This window comes from Salinivibrio sp. PR919 (assembly GCF_001995355.1).
GTDB lineage: Bacteria > Pseudomonadota > Gammaproteobacteria > Enterobacterales > Vibrionaceae > Salinivibrio > Salinivibrio proteolyticus.
Map to the genome: position 1 here is coordinate 47,428 of NZ_MUFL01000003.1, position 21,696 is coordinate 69,123.

Sequence of the window (21,696 nt, forward strand, 5' to 3'; positions counted from 1 at the left end):
ATTTGAGATTGAGCCGATTAGCTCAGCGGCCTTAAATGGCGTAGGAAGCGGCGCTCCGCTAAGCGGAACATCCAAAGGATGCTAAATGTCAGCGCCATATAAAACACGCCGGCGGTCAAAAACGACTCGAACGGCGCATAATAGCGAGAGTTCACTATCCGAGCGGCACCGGTTAAATCGACAATGGTGATAATCCCAGCCACCGCTGAGCCGTGTAGCATAAACACCACTTCGTTACTGTACGCCGGCAACGCACGACGCATCGCACTCGGCAACACAATGCGCGAAAAGGCTTTATAGGGGCTCATGCCATAAGCGATCGCCGCCTCGACTTCCCCTTTAGGAAGGCCATTAATCGCGCCACGGATGATTTCCGCTGTGTAAGCGGCTGTGTTCAGCACAAAGGCCACTAAGGCGCAGAACCAAGCGTGCTGCCACAAAGTGTCTTCAACATTAATTACCTGACTTAAGCCATAATAAATCAGATACAGCTGGATCAGCAGCGGTGTGCCACGGAAAAAATAAATAAACGCCCACGCTGGGTAGCGCCATAAAGGGAATTGCGCGTTGCGTGCTACCGCGACCGGCACCGCCACCACTAAACCAATCACCAATGCCAGTGATACCAGCCATACAGTGGTCCACAATCCCTCGAGGTAGATGGGCCACGTTTCTAGAACAAGTGAAAAATCCATAAGCACCTACCGCGTGTGAATACTAAAGCGACGCTCCATCCAACGCAGTCCCGTGGTCGAGATACTGGTGAAGAGCAAGAAAATCAGCGCGACAGTAAAATAGAAGGTAAATGGCATCTGGGTGGATCCGGCCGCCAATGCCCCTTTGCGCACCATGTCATCAAGACCGATGATTGACACCAGCGCGGTAGTTTTAAGTAGCACCAGCCAGTTGTTACCGAAGCCTGGTAACGCATGACGGATCATCTGCGGTAAAAGAATACGGCGAAACGCTAAACTGCTGCTCATGCCATAGGCACGTGCCGCTTCCATTTCCCCTGCGTCCACCGCCATAATCGCGCCACGGAAGGTTTCCGCCATGYAAGCGCCAAAGATAAACCCGATGGTTAGGATCCCGGCGATAAATGGGCTGACATCGACGTAATCCGGCAAATAAGACGTCCATTCATGGCTAGGGTTCTGCCCCGCCATATACTCATTGAGCCACTCATTCATCCCATACAGACTGTTATTGAGAAGCATTTGTCCGCCATAAAAAATTAGCATCATCAAGACAAGGTCAGGGATACCGCGGATCACAGTCGTATAAAGGGTGGCAACACCACGCAACGTTGAGAATTTTGACAATTTTGCCAACGCCCCGAGCATACCCAGTAGCATGGCAAGACCTAACGAGAGCAGCGCAACCTGAAGGGTCACCCATGCACCTTCGAGCAGGGACCACTCGTAACCTTTCAAATCAATCATATGATTCGGGCAGCACTTTCATGCTGCCCGCCTGCCTATTACTCGCCGTATACGTCGTAGTTGAAGTACTTGGCTGCAATCTCGTCATACACGCCTTTTTCACGCAACGAATCGATCGCTTGGTTAAGCTTCTCAGTCAGCGCTTTGTCTTGCTTGCGTGTCGCAATGCCAAAACCTTCACCAAACCACTCAGGATCGGTTAATGACGGACCAATAAACTCAAACGCATCACCGCCTTCTTTATCAAGCAGGCCTTGCTGCAGTGCTGACGCATCGCCAAGAATTGATTCGATACGGCCTGCTTTCAAATCAAGGTAAGCTTCATCGAAAGTGCCATAGCGAACGATATCGACCGCATCGCCATAGTTATCCGTCAGGTATTTATCATGGGTGGTTGCGCGCTGAACACCGATTTTAACGCCCTCTAACCCCTCTTTGGTAAAGGTCAGATCCGTGCCTTTTTCAGCTACAAATTTGTTCGGGATGAGGGCGTACTTGTTGGTGAAATCGACTTTCTTTTTACGCTCTTCGGTGATAGACATCGCTGCGATGATGGCATCGTATTTACGCGCTAACAGTGAGGGAATGATGCCATCCCAGTCCTGAGCGACGATTTTACACTTTGCTTGCATCTCTTCGCACAGCGCATTGGCCATATCCACATCAAAGCCTTTCAGCTCGCCTTCATTGGTGGTCCAACTAAATGGAGGGTACGCCCCTTCGATACCAAAACGTACGACCTTCCAATCCTTGGCTGCTACGGAGGTTGACCCAACCGCGGCCATCACGGCGGCGGCAACTAGCCATTTTTTCATTTTCCTTTCTCCTGTCGTTTTTACGATGTTGTGCGGGCTACGCCCATTTGCATGGTTATGCTATTGATATATTTAATTAGTAGATTGATGAGATAAACTGCTTCAGGCGCTCAGATTCCGGAGCATTAAACAACTCTTTCGGATCACCCTGCTCCTCGACCAACCCTTGATGTAAAAACATCACATGATTCGACACATCACGCGCGAAGCTCATTTCGTGGGTAACCACCAGCATAGTTCGCCCTTCTTCCGCCAGTGAACGCATCACCCCCAGCACTTCTCCCACTAATTCAGGATCCAGCGCGGAGGTTGGCTCATCAAACAGCAACACTTCTGGCTCGACGGCGAGCGCACGCGCAATCGCAGCACGCTGTTGTTGACCACCGGATAAATGGCCTGGGTAGTAATCGCGCCGCTCATACAATCCAACGCGATGCAACAAGGCCTCAGCTTGTTCAATCGCTTCCGCCTTGGGCACACCCAATACATGAACAGGCGCTTCAATAACATTTTGCATCACCGTCATGTGTGACCAAAGGTTGAAGCCTTGAAATACCATGGCCAGACGCGAGCGAATGCGTTGCACTTGTTTGTCACTGACGGGAACAGGCTCACCAGCACGGTTGTTTTTCATTTTGATCAACTCACCATTGACCCAAATTTCGCCGCCGGTGGGCGTCTCAAGTAAATTGATACAACGCAAAAAGGTGCTTTTCCCGGATCCGGAAGAGCCAATAATAGAGATAACGTCGCCACGGTGGGCGTCGAGAGAAATGCCTTTGAGCACTTGGTGCTGCCCAAAGCTTTTTTTGAGTGACTTAACCTGTAGCGCTACAGCTTCCGTCATGCGCTAGCTCCTATCATCCATGAAATCTGTTGTGTTTACGTACCGCCCACATCAAATGCGCGCTTATTATTACTCACGGTTGGGTGAGTGCCTGACCCCTCACCATCGTTGGTGATTAATTCGACATCTTGCAATCGAAAATWTCACCCCTCCCTCTAATGAGCAACATTTTGTTAACCTTAAAAATGGAATTATTATAGTCAATATTATTGCATAAAAAGTCAAACGCAAAATTAACTGCTGAAAAAACAACCAGCACATTCGTCACATCGAGATCGTCGACATACCAACAAAGTTACAACTGTCATATTTCTCTACTCTGCTTCCAACAGCCAACCGTCGGCAGTATGGGCGAGATACAAAAGGGCGAACGTGAGGTATCGCTTAACAACAAGCATAGCGCAGCACATTGTTTTTAAGGAAATAAAGTAGGCGCTGAATAGAAACCCATACTCTCACGCACGGGTGGTGAACGCTTTTCAGTGTTAATACGCACCAAGAAGTAACAAAACTGTGAAGGGGCGAACGCTAAGACCATGATGGCAGACAAAAGCGCCCGCATTGTAAGACAGATTAGGAAATAGATAGATCAGACAAGCTCGCGCGACCTGCTTTAAGTAATTCCAACGTCTCTCGCCAACGTTCAGCCAAGCCTGAGGTATCCCTTGCTTGCCACTCATTTAAGGCAAAGTCAGCCAAGGCATAATCTCCCGCTTTGATAGCGCTAATAGATAACCACTGCCAAAGCATCCTATCTTCTTTTAAACCATGAGAAAGCGCCACTTGGGACGTATCAATCACCTCTTGCCAGCGCTTGAGCTGATACGCCAACATCACTTGAAGCTTAAGGGTTTGTGTATCAGGCGCGCTCAGGTTGATCTCGCTGACCCGATTAAGTGCCGCGACACGCTGGTTGTTTTGCAGCAGACACTGCACCAACAAAAGTTGCTCATCTCGTGTGGGAACGCGATCCAATTGGCTTAACCCTTGCTGCCAATAAGCCAGCGCTTCTTGAGGTTGGGTTTGTTCGAGTTGCTCTAGCGCCAATGTGCGATACAACGCAATATCGGCCCTCGCTCTCGCTAAGTATTGACGGGCTTGAGAGTGCGATCCGGCATGCGCATGTGCTCGCGCAGCCTGAGCCAACCATTTCGGCGCAACATCGTCTTGCTGAGCCAGTGCATCAAAGGTACGTGCCGCGGCGGAAAACTGCGACAAGGCCATTTCACTCAACCCTTTGGTTTGCAGAGTAAACGCATCCGCATTGCCGCTCTTTTGTAGTCGCGACGCATAGTCTATCGCCACATCATAGCGAGATAATGCGTAAGCCGACTGCATCGCCAAACGGTTGGCATGCGGCAGTAATTCATGGTGCTCGGCCATCTGCCGCGCATAGCGAAGGACTTCATCATATTGTTTAACGCGGTAGGCTAAAGTAATCACTGCCGATAAGGCGTCCGCTTCGCTGTCTTTACTTAATGCATTGAGCGCGAGTGCCTGACGATAACTGCGATAAGCCTCTGCCCGTTGCTGTAAATACAAATGCGCTACGCCTTGCAGACGCAATAACTCGGCACGTGCTGAATTATCCAGTGCTGCATCATCCTTCGCGGTCAGCAACGTTTGGCTATTTTGCAACGCCTGCTGATACGCCCCTTGTTGAATCAGACCACTGACGGCATCTACACTGGCGGTTTGTTGTCCGTACGCGGGTGCCAACACCAACATACTTGCCAGCATACAAGCGTGAATTCCCTTACTCGAAAAAGCGCTTCCTAAGCTCGAAATCAGTCGCCGCACCAAACTTATCCATTGTTCAACCATGATGGGATGACTATAACGTAATTTTTCTTTGTCAGCAGCGCTAGCTGTCATGCTGTCTACATTCCTTGGCGTGTGATCGCGTTCCTCGACACAGTCACCCACTTTCACCCTCGATATTCGCCTGTTTTGTAGCACATTTTAGGCGTGATTTTTGGTAAAAAAATTACAAAACTCCGACATGGGTGGCTTTTTAGGCACATTTGGCGCGCTAAAAAGCGCCGATAACCGGCCGTGGCACGTAAAAAAATTACACGGTAATGATCTAAGTCAACATTCAGAAAATCCTCTATTGTTAGCATGCTGATAACGAAACAGAACACGGCCACAAGGCCAGCGTAAAAACAATATAAAGACTGGCTAAACCACTGTTTCGAAAGCTTTTGCTTTCTGTAGACGAGGAAATTATGGCAACACATGCTCAAGACCGCAGTGTGAGTCACGAAGAAAAAAGCGAATATCAAAAGAAGCACAAGCCGGCTTCATCATTCGCCTCCCGCGCTGACTACCTGAATCACGAACTACAAATCATGCGTCCGCGCCGTTGGGGGCTAAACCTGCCCGGCCGTGACTTCCGTTTTGAACTTGAAGATCTTGTTCCCGCGCTAGCTGGTACCATCGGCATCATCGCAATGTATTCTGCGGTAATGATGTCATGGGCTGAGGGGCTAACCGCAGCGTGGGATCACATCACACTTGGTAAAGCATTTGCCGTCGAGGTTGCTCGCGTGGAAATGTTAATACCTGCTTTATTGTTTTGTGTGTTACTGTGCGGCTTTATCAACCCCCGCGCGAACTTAGCCGGTAACCACGGTCCGATGATCCCGTTGGTCGGAACCATCGCCTTGGCCGGTGCTCACCCACTTGCTCTCGGTATTCTGATCGGCGTATTTGGCCTGACCTTAAGCTACCTCAAAGGTGGGTCCAAACTGGTAAATCTTACTAGTCAGGGCGTGGCCGGTGGCTTGCTGATTTTCCTCGGCTTTGGTGGCGCAAAAGGACAAATTGAGAGCCTGTTGGCTTGGGGCGCAGAGATCAACATGGGCTATGTCTCCATCTTGATTCTTGCCGTGTCGATTGTGATTTATGCCTTCTTGGCTCGGATTGGTAAGCGCTGGCTGGCGATCCCTGTATGCGCCATTACTGGTGGTTTGATTGCCACTGCACTTGGTGCGGGCTCGTCATTAGAGTTTGTCACCCAGCCCGGTATCCCAAACCTTAACCCTGTGTACTGGTGGGGATCGACTGAACAAGGTTGGCAGCTAGGTTTACCTAATGTATCGCACTTCTTAGCGTCATTGCCATTTGCTTTGCTCGCGGTTGCGATGTGGTCGCCAGACTTCCTTGGTCACCGTATTTTCCAGGAACTAAACTATCCTAAGAAAGCCGAAAAAGTACTGATGGATGTGGATGACACCATGACAGGGTGCTCAATTCGCCAAATGGTCGGCGCCTCTGTAGGTGGCGGTAACATCACCTCATCATGGGGCACCTATATGATCCCGGCTGCGATAGCTCGCCGCCCGATCCCAGGTGGTGCCATTATTCTCGGTTTACTGTGTATCGGTGTGGCTTTAATTGGTTACCCAATGGACGTTGCCACTTGGCCTCCAGTGATGACTATCGCACTGCTTTCAGGGGTATTCCTGCCCTTGCTTGAAGCAGGCATGCAGATGGTCAAAGACGCCAAGTCAAGTCAGTCAGCCGGTATTTGTATTTTCGCCTCCATGGCTGTTAACCCAGTCTTTGGTTGGGCAGTCACAATGCTTTTGGACAACAACGGCCTTATCGGTGACAAAGAGCGTCCTAAAACGCTGTCAGCGGTTGACCGTCTGGTGATTCCAACCGCCACTGTGATTATTTGTATTGCTGCCATGTTGGCAGTTGGAATGATTCCCGGCATTCCAGCGTTATTGTAATAACTCAGCCCCGCTTACGGGCGGGGCAATCCGGATTTAAATCGATGGGTCGCAGGCGTCAGCCATACTGACAAACACTATGACTGAACCTGGTCCCGATAAACTTCTTTTTGAAAAGAGTACAGGTAGGTGCAACATGTCTGAGCACGTTTCTAATGCATGGGAAGGATTTGTTGAAGGTAACTGGAGCAAAGCCGTTGATGTTCGCGACTTTATCCAAAAAAACTATACCCCTTACGAGGGCGACGAATCATTCCTAGTCTCTGAGCCAACTAACGCGACTAGCCAGCTGTGGGCGCGCGTGATGGAAGGCATCAAGCAAGAGAACGCGACGCATGCACCGGTTGACTTTGATACGTCTGTGGTTTCTACCCTGACTTCTCATGACGCCGGCTACATCGAAAAAGATCTGGAAAAGATTGTTGGTCTACAGACTGACGCGCCGCTAAAACGCGCCATGCTGCCTTACGGCGGTATCCGCATGGTAGAAGGTTCATGCCACGCTTATGGCCGTGAGCTTGACCCACAAGTGAAGAAAGTTTTCACCGAGTATCGTAAAACCCATAACCAAGGTGTTTTCGATATCTACACCCCTGAAATCATGAAGTGTCGTAAGTCTGGCGTATTGACCGGTCTTCCTGATGCCTACGGCCGTGGTCGTATCATCGGTGATTACCGTCGCGTCGCGCTATACGGTATCGACTTCTTGATGAAAGACAAAAAAGCGCAGTTCGATTCTCTGCAAGAGAAATTCGAAAACGGCGAAGATCTGCAAATGACCATGCAACTGCGTGAAGAAATTGCAGAGCAGTACCGTGCACTGGGCCAACTTAAAGAAATGGCAGCGAAATACGGCTGTGATATTTCTCGCCCAGCAGAAAATGCGCAAGAAGCCATTCAGTGGACTTACTTCGGCTACCTAGGTGCAGTAAAAACCCAGAACGGTGCAGCAATGTCACTGGGCCGCACGTCAACCTTCCTAGATATTTATCTAGAGCGCGACATGGCCGCTGGCAAACTGACTGAAGAACAAGCGCAAGAGCTGATCGACCACTTCGTGATGAAACTGCGTATGGTTCGTTTCCTACGTACGCCTGAGTATGATGATCTCTTCTCTGGCGACCCAATTTGGGCAACTGAATCAGTAGCCGGTATGGGTCTAGACGGTCGTACTCTGGTATCTCGTACCAGCTTCCGTTTCCTTAACAGCCTATACACCATGGGTCCAAGCCCAGAGCCAAACATCACTGTGCTTTGGTCTGAAAAACTGCCTGAAGGCTTCAAAAAATTCTGTGCCAAAGTGTCTATCGATACCTCGTCTATCCAGTACGAGAACGATGATCTGATGCGCCCAGACTTTGAGTCAGACGACTATGCAATTGCATGTTGTGTATCACCAATGGTGGTTGGTAAACATATGCAGTTCTTCGGTGCTCGTGCCAACTTGGCGAAAACCCTGCTTTATACCATCAACGGTGGTATCGATGAGAAGCTGAAAATCCAAGTTGCGCCTGAACACGCGCCAATGACTGACGAAGTGTTGGACTATGACAAAGTCATGGACCGCATGGATCACCTGATGGACTGGCTGGCGAAGCAATATGTAACTGCCCTGAACAGCATCCACTTCATGCACGACAAATACAGCTACGAAGCGGCGCTGATGGCACTGCACGATCGTGACGTACGTCGTACCATGGCATGTGGTATTGCGGGTCTATCGGTAGCGGCTGACTCACTGTCTGCGATCAAATACGCAAAAGTGAAACCTGTTCGTGACGAAGACGGTATTGCAATCGACTTTGAAATCGAAGGCGAATACCCAACCTTCGGTAACAACGATGAGCGTGTTGACCAAATCGCTTGTGACCTAGTTGAGCGTTTCATGAACAAAATCCGTTCACTGAAAACATACCGTGACGCTGTCCCAACGCAATCTATCCTGACTATCACCTCAAACGTGGTATACGGTAAGAAAACCGGTAACACGCCAGATGGTCGTAAAGCAGGTATGCCTTTCGCACCAGGTGCTAACCCAATGCACGGCCGTGACGAAAAAGGCGCGGTTGCGTCACTGACTTCGGTTGGTAAACTGCCATTTGCCCACGCCAAAGACGGTATCTCTTATACCTTCTCTATCGTGCCAAATGCTCTGGGTAAAGATGAAAACACCCAGCGCGCTAACCTTGCCGGTCTAATGGATGGTTACTTCCACCATGAAAGCGGTCAAGAAGGCGGCCAACACTTGAACGTGAACGTGATGAACCGTGAAATGCTACTCGACGCGATGGAACATCCTGAGAACTATCCTCAGCTGACTATCCGTGTTTCTGGTTACGCGGTACGTTTTAACTCGCTGACCAAAGAGCAGCAGCAAGACGTCATCACTCGTACCTTCACCTCTTCACTGTAAGAGATGATCAAGAGCCCTTCACACAATAAGGGCTTCTAAAAAGAAAAAACCGCCGGCAATGCTGGCGGTTTTTATTTATCACTCTTTCCCTTTCACGATTTAATCCGCAACCCACCTCAGTGCCAACCAAAGCCCATCCGTTGCTAACGTCGCTTGTTTACTCAGGTGCTACACCACCTCAAAGTGATCGAGTTTGCTATCTAACTCTCGCGCGGAGTCAGCCAGTAGCTGGCTTTGTTCGGCAAGGTGAGTGGCCGCACCGCTCACTTCATTGGCCGAGTTATGAATGTTACTCACATTCTGGTTCATCTCTTCTGAGACAGTGCCTTGCTGCTCTGCAGCCGCCGCAATTTGCACCACACGATCGTTAGACTGATGCAAGGCCGCCACCATGTCTTTAAGCTGCTGCTGTGTTTCGAGCGCTGTCGCCACACTTGCTTCACTGGATTGATGGCTCGAAGTCATCGCTTCGGCTGCCTCAATCGCGTTATTGGTCAGCTCCTCAATGGTGCCTTGAATTTCAGTGGTCGACTTCTGGGTGCCTTGCGCCAACGAGCGCACCTCATCGGCAACCACCGCAAAGCCACGGCCTTGCTCACCCGCTCGCGCCGCTTCAATCGCCGCATTCAATGCCAACAGGTTGGTTTGCTCAGAGATGCCTTGGATCACTCCCGCCACATCACTGATTTGCATCACACCTTGTTTCACTTGGTTCACTAGCTTATCGGCACTGGCAATACGCTCCGCCACCTCGCGAATACTCGCCACCGTACTGTCTAATTTGTGGTTACCCACTTCGGCCATATCGGCAATTTCATTGGTCGCTTGGGCGGTTTGCTCTGCATGGTCAGCCACATCCGCCACCGTTGCTGTCATTTCGTTCATCGCCGCCGCCAGTTGCTCCAATTCAGCGCGCTGCGACTGGATACTTTGCGCACTTTGCTCACTGGCCGACGCAATCGACGACGCCATCGTCGACGATTGTTTGGCTTCGTCATGCGCGATACGTAACGCTTCACGGACGCTGGTCATCGCGGTATCCATTCGACGTGCCAATTTGCCGATTTCATCTTCGCGCGTGTAGCCACATTGCACACGCAGGTCGCCACCGGCAATTCGGTCAAATTTTTCCACCAGCTCATCAAGCGGCATCACGATATCACGGCTCACAAAGGCGCCCGCCACTAACAAGATCACCGCTGCGATAAGTGTCATACCCGCAATCTGCCACGCCGAGGCAATAAACTGCTCTTCAATATCGCTCACGTGCACGCCTGAACCAATGATCCAATTCCAGCCGTTCACGCGCTTCACGTAAGAGATCTTGGGTTTTAACTCCCCTTCTGGCGAGCGCCACGTGTAATCCAGCACCCCACCTTCCGGCGGTTGACTCACTTTTACCATTTCACGCCAATGAAAGCGGCCATCACCGTCGGTGATCTCACTCGCACTGGTCCCGTTTAAGTTAGGCTTGAGAGGAYGCGTCACTATGGTGAGATCAGGCGTTAAAATCCAAAAATAGTTATCGCCGTCGTAACGCAGTTTATTTAACTGAGCAATCGCCTGCGCCTTCGCGGTTTCTTCACCCAATTGCGCCGCTTGCTGGCGATAGTAGTTCACCACACTTTCAGCGACTTCCACGTTATTGCGTAACGAGGCTGTCCGTTCGGCATAGGCTTGGTCTTTTTCTTTTGAAATGGTGTAGGCACTGATTGCGCCAAGTAATGCAATGGCGACTAACATAAGTGCAATTAGCTTGTTCTTTACCCTTAAATCACTAATTTTTTTCATTATTGATTCCCAACTTTTTCGGCTTCAACACGTCAACGCAGCAAGCCCTCGACGTATTCACGCACATCTCTACCAGTCTATGTCAGCTTTCTCGATATGTTGCACGTAAGTTTGGGCACACATAAGAGTTACCTCAATGTCGACATGGTTTTTTCCTCGGTGTGATCTCATTGTGATGAGACGAAAAAATGGAACTGTGATCTAAGTTGGTAGGCACTGCAAACGGCGATTCAGACAACTTGCAAAATCGCGAAAAAGGCGCGAATTCCCTTACGTTAAGACCGGGTTTTGTAATAAAATAACGACATAGCAATTCGCAGTCTGGAGACACTTATGTCGGCAGTTGGTCGCATCCACTCGTTTGAATCCTGTGGTACCGTAGATGGTCCTGGAATCCGCTTTATTGTCTTTATGCAAGGCTGCTTAATGCGGTGCAAATACTGTCACAACCGTGATACATGGGACACGCATGGCGGTAAAGAAGTCACCGTCGATGAAATCATGAAAGACGTGCGCGCCTATCGCCACTTTATTACGGCGTCGGGCGGTGGTGTAACCGCTTCAGGGGGAGAAGCCATGCTTCAACCTGAGTTTGTGCGTGACTTTTTCCAAGCTGCGAAAGCGGAAGGGATCCACACCTGTTTAGATACCAATGGGTACGTGCGTAAACACACCCCAGTGATTGATGAAGTGTTGGACGCCACTGACTTGGTGATGTTGGATCTCAAACAACTGAACGATGAAATCCATGAGAATTTAGTCGGCGTGTCAAACCGCCGCACGCTCGACTTTGCCAACTACCTGCATAAAATTGGCCAAAAGACGTGGATTCGTTACGTGGTTGTCCCGGGTTATACCGACGATGATGACTCTGCCCACCGTCTTGGCCAGTTCATTAAAGAGATGGATAACATCGAGAAAGTGGAGTTACTGCCCTACCACCAATTAGGGGCCCACAAATGGGAAGCGCTCGGCTACGATTACGAGCTGCAGGACGTTGCTCCACCATCAAAAGAAGTGATGGATAACGTCAAAAACATCATTAGTAGTTATGGCCACACGGTCACCTACTAATAAATCCCTTAGATAAATCACGAATAGCCGGCCATTTTGGGCCGGCTTTTTTGTACTACATATCACGGCGACGCGCTTTGGTCATCCGTGTTGCTTCGCGAATAATGCAGTCGCGTAACGGGTTCGCTGCCGCATCTGCCCGCCAAATAAACGAAAGCGTCCGCCGCATATTCAGCTCAGGGACATTCAAAGCCACCAGCTCGTCTCGCTCAATCCATTTTTCTACGTCCAAGTACGGTAAACAGCTGAGATAACTCGAGTTTGCGACCAAGGTTCTCAGTACGGGTACTTGCTCATACTCGCGGCGCACATCCAGATCTTCAATCACACCGTGAATCGCACTATCAAAGCTATGCCGAGTCCCTGCGCCGGGTTCACGCAATACCCATTGCGCCTGCTCGAGTTGCGCCAAGCTAACGTGGTCAAGCTGCGCATAAGGATGATGCTTTGCCGCAACCACGACAAGATGATCATGGCACCAAACTTGTTGCTTTAAGCGGCTGTCGTCGCAACGCCCCTCGATGATCCCCAAATCATGTTGATACTGGCGCACACTGTCGATCACTTTCTGGGTGTTTTTCACCGTAAAGTCGATTCTAAGCTCTGGAAAGTCACTATCAATAATACTGATAAGGTCAGGAATAAGATGCTCGGCCGCCGTCTGACTGGCAATTAAGGCAATATCGCCACTGACAACATGCTGGCCGTCAAATCCTGCTTCAATTTGCTGCGCATCAAACAATAACTGACGCGCCTTCGGACGTAGCCATGCCCCCCAGTAGGTCAGCTGCATTTGCTTTCCCTGCCGTTCAAACAGCGGCCGACCCAATAGTTTTTCCAATTGTGACAGGGCCATACTGGTGGCCGATTGCGTCAGTGCCAATTGGTCGGCGGCTCGACTCACACTGCCACTGGCTGCAACCGCTTCAAAAACGGCTAATTGCTTCAGTGAGTAGCGCATGTTTTTTACCCTTCTACGATGCCTGATTTCAATGACACCACACTATCAACTTTTGTGATTATTACCCTAAGCAATATCAATTTTACTCCTTATATCGCGCCGCTTAGTCTGGATGTATTCACAATCCGTCTAAAAAGGAGTACAACCTGTATGTTGATATGTCTTAGCCCTCGGGCAGAGTGTGCCGCCAGAGGAGACAGCCAATGGTAACTGCAACTCAAATCAAAAAGCCCGAAGGGCCCGCGGCGTTACTTGCCCAAGCTGAAGAGTATGCGGTGAGCAAAACCCGCAAATCTACCCGGATGGCGATTGGGCTCGCAATGATGGCTGGCTTATTTATCGGGTTGGCATTTGTGTTTTATCTCACGGTTACCACTGGCAGCAACGCTGGCTGGGGGATCACCCGCTTGCTGGGTGGATTAGCATTCAGCATGGGCTTGATTCTGGTGGTACTGGGCGGCGCGGAATTGTTTACCAGTACCGTGCTCTCCATGCTGGCGCGTGCCAACGGCAAAATCTCAACCGCAGGCTTACTGCATACCTGGGCGAGAGTCTATCTAGGTAACTTACTCGGCGCCTTGTTGTTGGTGTTGATCGTGATGACCGCGGGGTTATATCAGCTTGATGACGGCCAATGGGGACTCAACGCGCTGCACGTTGCCCAACACAAGCTCCATCACACTTGGATCCAAGCCTTTGCACTGGGTGTGCTTTGTAACTTACTGGTTTGTCTTGCGATTTGGATGACGTTTACCTCGCAAAACCCACTCACTAAAGCGGTAATGGTGATCTTGCCCGTAGCCATGTTTGTCAGCACCGGCTTTGAGCACAGTGTCGCCAACATGTTTATGGTGCCACTGGGCATGAGTATTGCCACCTTTGCCCCTGACAGTTTTTGGCAGGCGGTGGGAGCCAGCCCAGAGGCATTTAGCGATTTAAACTTGGCCCGATTTATCAGCGCCAATCTGATCCCTGTCACCCTTGGCAATATCCTTGGGGGCGCAGGACTGGTCGGCATGGGCTACTGGCTAATTATTAACCCTGAAAGAGAAAAGAAAACAGCGCAGATTGCTTCACTCGCTCTGCCTTCGGCTTCCTATTCTGAGAGTGCGATTATGACCCAAGAAACATTAACCATCGAAAAACACATGAAACCCGCTCAGTGTGCATTAAGCGCACGCCAGTATGTCGCCGATGCATTAGAAAAGCTCAACCAATACCAACTATCCGGCGCTCCAGTTCTCGACGATGACGGTGATCTGGTAGGCTTTTTCTCGGTACAAGATGTTCTGGTCGACCTGTGGTGGAACGATTACCAGCCGGATATGGATGCCAAAGTTGAATCCCTGATGCGCACTGAAGTACAAACCGTGGATGCCGAACAATCAGTGATTGAACTGGCGCAATATATGAGCATTGATAACAAAGTGGTTTATCCGGTCAGCGATACCGGAATCGCCACCCACTTTACCAATCAATCCGCGCTAGAGCGTGCGAAAACACAGACGGTCTCGCGCCCTTACATCTATCCAGTGATGCGCGATAATCAGCTGGTTGGTGTGATTACTCGAGCCGATGTGGTCCGAGCGCTAGCCCCCTTGTATGGCAATGCCATGGATATCTTGCCAGCCGACGCCAAAGAAGGACTCGTCACCGCGTAACACACAGAGACGCTAAGCCTCATAAAACAACGCCCCAGCCAATGACTGGGGCGTTTACTTTATCGTTTGTTGCCTTATCTGTTTTGAACGATGTCAGGCCGCACTGAGGTCGGGCATTTGACGACGCTCTTTCACATACATCACCAACATATAAACCGCCGTACTTAACAAACAAACGGCTAAATAGGTCATCAAACCATTGGTGCCAGAAAACGCGTTATCTGCCAGCAACGGGCCTGATACGGAGCCGACGCTGTACGCGAGCAGCAATACTTCGGTGGCCGCCACGATTTTCTCAGCGGCCAGCCCAACACAGGCATAGGTAATCGCCACAGGATAAATCGCAAACACAGCGGCACCCAACACGACTAATCCGATACCCATTTGCCATTGACTGCCCGCAAAAGCAATTAAGGCGACAGCCCCGGTGCCAATCACACATAGCCATGTCATCAGCAGCACTTTACTCATTCTTGCCGATGCGAGACCAATAACGGGCTGTACGGCCATTCCGCCGACAATCACGAGCGCCATCATAGCACCCACTTGTTGATGATCACTGACTCGCTCAGCCAAATACAATGGCAATAAGCCATAAACGGCACCGAGCGTCAGCCCAGACACCAAGCAACCAATATAGGCCGCTTTACGCAAAGATTTGAGCGAACCTAAACGTGCACTATGGCCTTCCTCATGGCGAGGTTCCCCATGACGTGCAAACAAAGGCACCATGATCGCAAGCGTAATCAGTCCACCAATGAGCCAATAAGGCTGATTGCCGGTCACACCGACATAACCTACGCCGAGCTGTCCCAAGGCATTACCGCCGTACAAGGCCGCCATGTAAAAACCTAATCGCTTCGCACGCTGGCGATCAGAGTCGGCCATCAGCAACCAAGACTCAACCACCACAAAGACACCGGCAATGGCAACCCCCGCCACAAAGCGCGCAAGCAACCAGACGCCCTGCCCTTTAATCGCCGCCATGGCAGTAATGGAGAGCAGCACAATACCCAAAAACATCACCAGCGCACGGCGATGCCCCAGCGTAGCAACAATACGTGCACTGAACGTCGCACCCAATAACAAACCGGCGTAAAACGCACTGGCTAGCCATGCGGCCAGATGCGGCGCCAACCCCAAAGGTGCAAGGGCAAGCGGAATCAAGCTCATCAAATAGCCACTGGCAATCGCAAAGCCGGTTAAACTCACCAACGGCACCCAAGGGAAAGCCGACGGAGTCACGCAACCACCATGAGACACAGAGGAAGTCTTGTTCATTTAAGTACGCTCATTATATTGGAGAAATCAGGCACGAACGGGCCGAGACGCGCGCACTATGACGCCGCTTTTCGCCAAGGTAAAGCGAGTAATTTCTTTGCTGATGATAAAAAATTTTGATGGAAGGATTCACGGGCGTCTATAGATAAAAACGCCAGAAAGTCAGAGGGATAAACGTAACACCTCCCCGCTTTTTTAACGACTTTGTCAGCAGGTGTCACGTCTTTTTTTATCGCTCAGGCGATAAATACTCGCGATCATAGAAGGTGCGTAGCCAATGCGGCCGATACACCGCCATCACGGTCACCGCCATCCCATTTAGTAGCGCTTCAGGGAACCACATCAGCAACGCAATTTGCAGGTAATTGTGGACAATTTCTTGCCAGCTATAACGGTCCGCCGCCCAATACCATAGCGAACTCACCGAGAGCTGAAACACAATGGTCAGCGCAGCGCCCAAAAAAGCGGCAATAAAAATATAGATAAATAAATGGCGCGTTAAGTAATGATAACTCAGCGCAAAAATGGCATAGCTAAACAGAATGGGGAGCACGGCTGTGGTCAAGGCCGTCATACCAATATCGCCAAGAGGCACAAACCCAAACACCGCCATAAGCGTCAAAGGCACCGTGGTAATCCAAATGGCGATTCGCCAGCCGTGGCACAGAGCCAGCGTCGTGACGCCTAAAAAGTGGATATCGAGCCCTTCTTTGATCCCTGCTTGCAAGGCCCAAAGCACAAACAGTACAACCGCGGACGAAAACGCCAAATGCTGGTAGCCAACTTCCTGACGGAGTTTGGGGAAAAACTCCCGTGGGTAGGTGGCATAAAGCACCGCCACAAACACAATCCAACCCAGCCATTGCCAGCCACTTAGCGCGGCTAAATCACTCATATCGCATCCTTACTAAAGGCAAAATCAACAATTGCACATGAGCGGGTGAAAAACGTGCTACGGACATGGTCCAGATCAAGATTTGCCCATCGCGCAACTGATAATCTTCTCTTATTGTTTGTCATCTTTGATAGACGCTATTTTACCTTTATTAGTGAAGAGGCCAACCGCGATGGATATGACCCCTGCTCAACGTCTTATTTTATCTAACCAATACCAATTGATGTGCCACCTCGATCCCTCAAACAGTGAAAAATATCGCCGTTTGCAGACCATTATCGAGCGCGGCTACGCATTACAAATGGCAGAGGTGATCAGTCAATTTGAAGCACTGTGTGAAACCCAGTGCCGCGAAGTGATTGATATTATGGAAATGCACCACGCAATGCAGGCCTCTTACAACCTATTAGATGACGCCAGCCAAGCCGCGTTGTCACCACGCCGCGTCCAATTCTGGGGCTTTGATGCCGCTACGGAAGGCGCGTTAGTGCACTACGTGCGCTTCTTGGTTGATACCGAAGGGCTATATACCCAGTTCGATCAAGGCGAGCATCGCTTTAATAGCCAGATGCCCATGCTGGAAAAATACCGCCGAATGCTCGAAATTTGGCGCCACTGCCCGCGCCAATTCCACTTAAGCCTGACCGAGATTGAGCGTATTCTCAACGCGTAATGTCTCGCCGCTGAATCTCAGCATCAAGCCGCCTTATTGGGCGGCTTTTTGATGGATTGTCCCCTTGGTTGGCTTATCTGGCTTGTCGAACCGTTAACAACGCCGTACCCTAAAGCGCATCAAAGCCAAGATTCTGACCAACCATGATTTATCGATGCCCACTGTGCCAACAAACCTTGCACACTAACGCGCGTGGTGTTCACTGCGACGCCAACCACCAATTTGATCAAGCCAAAGAAGGCTACCTGAACCTACTGCCGGTTCAATTTAAACGCTCCAAAGATCCAGGTGACAACAAAGCCATGACGCAAGCGCGTCGCGCCTTTCTTAATGCAGGGCATTATGCGCCGATGCAGCAAGCGATGATTGATGCGCTAACCCAAGCGCTGGATGGCGAACACAAAGCCATCTTGGACGTAGGCTGCGGCGAAGGCTACTACACCCACGCGATTGCCGACCAAACTGCGGACAAACACTGGTCCGTACACGGCCTTGATATCGCCAAGGTGGCGGTCCGTTATGCCGCCAAATGGTATCCACAGTGTCAGTTTTCAGTGGCCTCCTCACAGCGACTGCCCTTTCACGACAACAGCCTCGATGGCGTCGTGCGTATTTATGCGCCCTGTAATGGCGAAGAGCTCGACCGCGCGGTAAAACCGCAAGGTGTGGTGGTCACCGTCACCCCCGGCCCTCGTCATCTTTATCAACTCAAAGCGGGGATTTATCAGGATGTGCGGTTACATGAAACACCGCCAGAAACGCTGCCCAACTTTGTGCTTGAGAAGGAGCAATCCCTGCACTACACCATGACGCTCGCCGGTGAGCAAGCACTCACCTTACTGCAAATGACACCATTTGCATGGCGTGCCAGCGACGCGTGGCGTGACACCTTAGCGAACAGCGACGCCTTCGAGTGCGAAGCAGACTTTACATTGCGCGTCTATCGTCACCAAGGTACGGACAGCCACTCAGAGGAGACCCCCAAGCCATGAACCGAACGTTTGCTACAAAAGCGCGTGGTTGGCTGTTAGCCGCGAGCTTGGCTTGTCTGGCATCAACAGCCAGCGCTGCCCCAAAAGCGCTTAACACCCTATTTGATTATCAAGTCAGTACCTCCGACGGCAAAGCACTGACCTTGGCAGAGGTCGCCAAACACGTGGATGATGCGGATATCGTCTTAATCGGTGAATGGCATGGTCATCCAGGGGTACACCGCTTTCAAACAGAGCTGTTGCAAGCCTTGTCTGAGCGCCATGCTGTTGCGTTGTCCATGGAACAATTTAGCCGCGATGCCCAGCCTGTGCTCAACCGCTATCTGGCTGACGAGCTGGGCGAAGATAACTTTAAACGCGAGGCCAACGCATGGGATAACTATGATGGCAGCTACCGCCCACTGATTGAATTTGCCAAACAGCATAATATCGACGTGCTTGCCGCCAACGCTCCCAAACGCATGGTGAGCTGCATTGGGCGACAAGGGCTGAGTTATCTCGATACACTTCCTGCGGCGCAACGTGCATGGTTTGCAGACACCATCGACACCCGTGACTCAGAGTACAAATCGGTTTTTAAAGCCAATATGCACCACGGCACCCCGAGTCAAACCGAATCGCAATACGCGGCCCAATTAGCTTGGGATGCCACCATGGCCGAAAGCATGGTGCGCTATCACCAAACGCATCCAGAGACACAAATTGTCCATGTGGCTGGCCGCTTTCACATTGCCGAAGGGCTTGGCACCGCACAACAAATTCGTCAGCGCAACAACAAGCTGCGTATCGCATTAATCACTCCCGTCAGTGATGAGGCGCCGCTTGCCGATAACGCCCCAGACTTCCGCTTGAAGGTGCAACCTCTTCCTGCACGTTGGCGCTCAATGGATGAAATGCGTGAGGCCGTTAGCGCAATGAAAGGCACGTCTTCCTCGGTGTGTGAGTAACGCGTCCTCACGCTGTTGGTCAGCGCCGGCTGTACGCAAAAAGCTTTTGTGTTGTAAAACGCCTAGCTACCAAACAGTACCCATAAAAAACGCCGACCCGCAGGTCGGCGTTTTCGTATTCTCAATATCAAAAAGGGTGCGTGGCTAGAACCAACGCTCCAACGCAGCGCGGTCTACTTTAAACGCGCGACTTAACGCTTGGGCCAGCTCTTTATAGCGAGGTTGGCTTTTCAACGGTTGCATGGCATGGCCTTGGCTGGTGATCTTCTGATGCAATTCGCGATACCAGCCTGCTAACGCCGGCGGCAGTGGCGTATCACGACGCTTACCCAACCACCAAAGCCCCTGCAGCGGCAAACTCAGCGCAAACAACGCCACAATCATGGCTTGCGGCATCCCTTGGTAGTTATATGTCGCCATTTGCAACAACACGCTGATGGCAGCAACGGCAGGCATTACTTTCATCGCAAAACGCGTGGTTTTAATCACCCGGTTTTCTGGGAATACCGGGGTGAGCTCCTTACGCATCGGCCACTCTTTCATATACTTTTGGCCGTCTTGCAGGCAGCGCCAGATTGACTTGTTCGTTGCCATACCTACCTCACTTGCTTAGCGTGACCGCGATGGCTGTCACTAAACTTTTACAATAAAAACTAAACAAAATGTTCAAAAACTTTCAAAAATAGCCAGTATTACTCAAAAAATTTTTGTTATCTGTATCAAGTCCCGCTATCCTTAGCGCACTTTATCATTGTTGCTCGGATTTGATTGTCTCGCAACCTAATCCGGTTGTGCTCAATGGAGCGAATGCCTATCCAGGACGGATAAGATGCATCCTTTCCCCGCGACAAAGCATGAGATAATTCTTTTTTGAAAAGGTAGTGTCTCAGTTTGTCCACTATCCTTTTCAGTTACACACTCTACTTCTCACGACAAAATAGGTAGTCATACATGTCAAAGCTGGTTCTCGTACTCAACTGCGGAAGCTCCTCTTTGAAGTTCGCGATTGTCGATGCACAATCTGGTGAAGAGCATCTTACCGGTCTTGCCGAATGTCTTAACCTTCCAGAATCCCGCATTAAGTGGAAAATGGACGGTAAACACGAAGCCCAACTGGGCGCTGGCGCGGCCCATACCGAAGCCCTGACCTTTATTGTTGACACCATTCTCGCCTCAAAACCTGAGCTTGCCGAGAACCTGGGCGCGATTGGTCACCGTGTAGTACATGGTGGCGAGCAATTCACCCAATCAGCCTTGATTACGGATGAAGTGCTAAAAGGGATCCAAGATGCAGCAAGCTTCGCACCGCTGCACAACCCAGCACACATCGTGGGCATTGAAGCAGCGAAGAAAGCCTTCCCTGCGCTGAAAAACGTGGCTGTGTTCGATACTGCGTATCACCAAACCATGCCAGAAGAGTCTTACCTTTACGCGCTGCCATACAAGCTCTACAAAGAGCACGGTATCCGTCGCTACGGTATGCATGGTACCTCTCACTTCTTTATTGCTAACGCGGCTGCTGAGCAACTTGGCAAGCCAGTAGAAGAAGTGAACATCATCAACTGTCACCTCGGTAACGGCGCGTCTGTTTGTGCGATTAAAAACGGTAAATCCGTTGACACTTCRATGGGTATGACTCCATTAGAAGGCTTGGTGATGGGTACGCGTTCAGGTGATCTTGATCCTGCGATCATCTTCCACCTGCACGATGCACTGGGTTACAGCGTTGAGCAAATCAACACCATGCTGACCAAAGAGTCTGGCCTACAAGGCTTGACCGAAGTGACCTCTGACTGCCGCTTTGTTGAAGACAACTACGGTGAGAAAGAAGAAGCGACCCGTGCCATGAACGTATTCTGCCACCGTTTGGCGAAATATGYTGCCGGTTACACTGCCAGCCTAGACGGCCGTCTTGACGCGATCGTCTTCACCGGTGGTATCGGTGAGAACTCTGGCCCAATCCGTGAATTGGTGCTTGAGCGTCTTGGCCTTCTGGGCGTGGAAGTGGATAAAGAGCGCAACCTAAAAGCACGCTTCGGCGGCGAAGGTGTGATCACCACTGACAACAGCCGTGTACCAGCCATGGTTATCTCTACCAACGAAGAGTTGGTGATTGCGCAAGACACTGCGCGCCTGACTGGCCTGTAAGGCTCACTTTTCCAAC

At 50.7% G+C, this 21,696-nt stretch carries 18 protein-coding genes; 8 read left to right on the forward strand and 10 right to left on the reverse strand.

Annotation, left to right across the window (positions count from 1 at the left end):
* Positions 1-17: 17 nt before the first annotated feature.
* The 5 genes from BZG83_RS01070 to BZG83_RS01090 all read right to left on the reverse strand — a co-directional run bounded on the left by BZG83_RS01070 (position 18) and on the right by BZG83_RS01090 (position 4,979).
* A complete protein-coding gene (locus BZG83_RS01070; RefSeq protein WP_077479035.1) occupies positions 18-695 on the reverse strand; it encodes an ABC transporter permease in 678 nt (225 codons plus the stop codon).
* 6 nt (positions 696-701) lie between these two features.
* Positions 702-1,442: an ABC transporter permease gene (locus tag BZG83_RS01075; RefSeq protein ID WP_077479036.1), complete on the reverse strand. Its 741-nt coding sequence runs from the start codon at positions 1,440-1,442 to the stop codon at positions 702-704.
* A gap of 38 nt (positions 1,443-1,480) precedes the next feature.
* Entirely contained in the window at positions 1,481-2,257 is a 777-nt protein-coding gene (locus BZG83_RS01080; RefSeq protein WP_077479037.1) for an ABC transporter substrate-binding protein, read from the reverse strand.
* A gap of 76 nt (positions 2,258-2,333) precedes the next feature.
* Complete coding sequence (locus BZG83_RS01085) at positions 2,334-3,104, reverse strand: ABC transporter ATP-binding protein (protein WP_069589359.1); 771 nt, start codon at positions 3,102-3,104, stop codon at positions 2,334-2,336.
* A gap of 573 nt (positions 3,105-3,677) precedes the next feature.
* Entirely contained in the window at positions 3,678-4,979 is a 1,302-nt protein-coding gene (locus tag BZG83_RS01090) for a tetratricopeptide repeat protein (RefSeq protein WP_077479038.1), read from the reverse strand.
* A gap of 353 nt (positions 4,980-5,332) precedes the next feature.
* Here BZG83_RS01090 and BZG83_RS01095 point away from each other — a divergent pair, with 353 nt between their 5' ends.
* Together BZG83_RS01095 and pflB are read left to right on the forward strand one after the other, a co-directional pair.
* Positions 5,333-6,844, forward strand: coding sequence for a DUF3360 family protein (locus BZG83_RS01095; protein WP_077479039.1), 1,512 nt, complete (start codon positions 5,333-5,335; stop codon positions 6,842-6,844).
* 136 nt (positions 6,845-6,980) lie between these two features.
* Complete coding sequence (gene pflB, locus BZG83_RS01100; protein WP_077456182.1) at positions 6,981-9,257, forward strand: formate C-acetyltransferase; 2,277 nt, start codon at positions 6,981-6,983, stop codon at positions 9,255-9,257.
* Positions 9,258-9,425: 168 nt separating this feature from the next.
* Here the strand turns inward: pflB and BZG83_RS01105 are convergent, their stop codons facing one another.
* A complete protein-coding gene (locus tag BZG83_RS01105; protein ID WP_077479040.1) occupies positions 9,426-11,048 on the reverse strand; it encodes a methyl-accepting chemotaxis protein in 1,623 nt (540 codons plus the stop codon).
* Between the two features lie 333 nt (positions 11,049-11,381).
* Here BZG83_RS01105 and pflA point away from each other — a divergent pair, with 333 nt between their 5' ends.
* Positions 11,382-12,122 (forward strand): pyruvate formate lyase 1-activating protein, encoded by a 741-nt coding sequence (gene pflA / locus BZG83_RS01110; RefSeq protein WP_077456180.1) that lies wholly within the window; start codon positions 11,382-11,384, stop codon positions 12,120-12,122.
* Between the two features lie 55 nt (positions 12,123-12,177).
* On the opposite strand, the gene BZG83_RS01115 is transcribed toward pflA, so the two are convergent.
* On the reverse strand, positions 12,178-13,083 hold the full coding sequence (locus tag BZG83_RS01115; RefSeq protein ID WP_069589352.1) for a LysR substrate-binding domain-containing protein: 906 nt from the start codon (positions 13,081-13,083) through the stop codon (positions 12,178-12,180).
* A gap of 203 nt (positions 13,084-13,286) precedes the next feature.
* On the opposite strand from BZG83_RS01115, the gene focA reads away from it, so the two are divergent.
* Positions 13,287-14,744, forward strand: a complete 1,458-nt coding sequence (gene focA / locus BZG83_RS01120; RefSeq protein WP_077479041.1) for a formate transporter FocA — start codon at positions 13,287-13,289, stop codon at positions 14,742-14,744.
* 93 nt (positions 14,745-14,837) lie between these two features.
* Here focA and BZG83_RS01125 read toward each other — a convergent pair whose 3' ends face one another.
* Positions 14,838-16,025, reverse strand: a complete 1,188-nt coding sequence (locus tag BZG83_RS01125; RefSeq protein WP_077479042.1) for an MFS transporter — start codon at positions 16,023-16,025, stop codon at positions 14,838-14,840.
* A gap of 229 nt (positions 16,026-16,254) precedes the next feature.
* Positions 16,255-16,920, reverse strand: coding sequence for an energy-coupling factor ABC transporter permease (locus BZG83_RS01130; RefSeq protein WP_077456177.1), 666 nt, complete (start codon positions 16,918-16,920; stop codon positions 16,255-16,257).
* Between the two features lie 172 nt (positions 16,921-17,092).
* On the opposite strand from BZG83_RS01130, the gene BZG83_RS01135 reads away from it, so the two are divergent.
* The 3 genes from BZG83_RS01135 to BZG83_RS01145 all read left to right on the forward strand — a co-directional run bounded on the left by BZG83_RS01135 (position 17,093) and on the right by BZG83_RS01145 (position 19,532).
* A complete protein-coding gene (locus BZG83_RS01135; protein WP_069589346.1) occupies positions 17,093-17,593 on the forward strand; it encodes a YfbU family protein in 501 nt (166 codons plus the stop codon).
* A 143-nt stretch (positions 17,594-17,736) separates the two neighbouring features.
* Positions 17,737-18,585, forward strand: a complete 849-nt coding sequence (rlmA, locus tag BZG83_RS01140) for a 23S rRNA (guanine(745)-N(1))-methyltransferase (protein WP_077479043.1) — start codon at positions 17,737-17,739, stop codon at positions 18,583-18,585.
* Positions 18,582-19,532 carry a ChaN family lipoprotein gene (locus BZG83_RS01145; protein ID WP_077479044.1) on the forward strand — a complete coding sequence of 317 codons (951 nt, stop codon included), beginning with the start codon at positions 18,582-18,584 and terminating at the stop codon, positions 19,530-19,532. The genes rlmA and BZG83_RS01145 overlap by 4 nt, the downstream gene beginning before the upstream one ends.
* Positions 19,533-19,676: 144 nt before the next feature.
* Here the strand turns inward: BZG83_RS01145 and yfbV are convergent, their stop codons facing one another.
* A complete protein-coding gene (gene yfbV / locus BZG83_RS01150) occupies positions 19,677-20,126 on the reverse strand; it encodes a terminus macrodomain insulation protein YfbV (protein ID WP_069589343.1) in 450 nt (149 codons plus the stop codon).
* A 357-nt stretch (positions 20,127-20,483) separates the two neighbouring features.
* Here yfbV and BZG83_RS01155 point away from each other — a divergent pair, with 357 nt between their 5' ends.
* Positions 20,484-21,680, forward strand: a complete 1,197-nt coding sequence (locus BZG83_RS01155) for an acetate kinase (protein WP_077479045.1) — start codon at positions 20,484-20,486, stop codon at positions 21,678-21,680.
* Positions 21,681-21,696 lie beyond the last annotated feature (16 nt).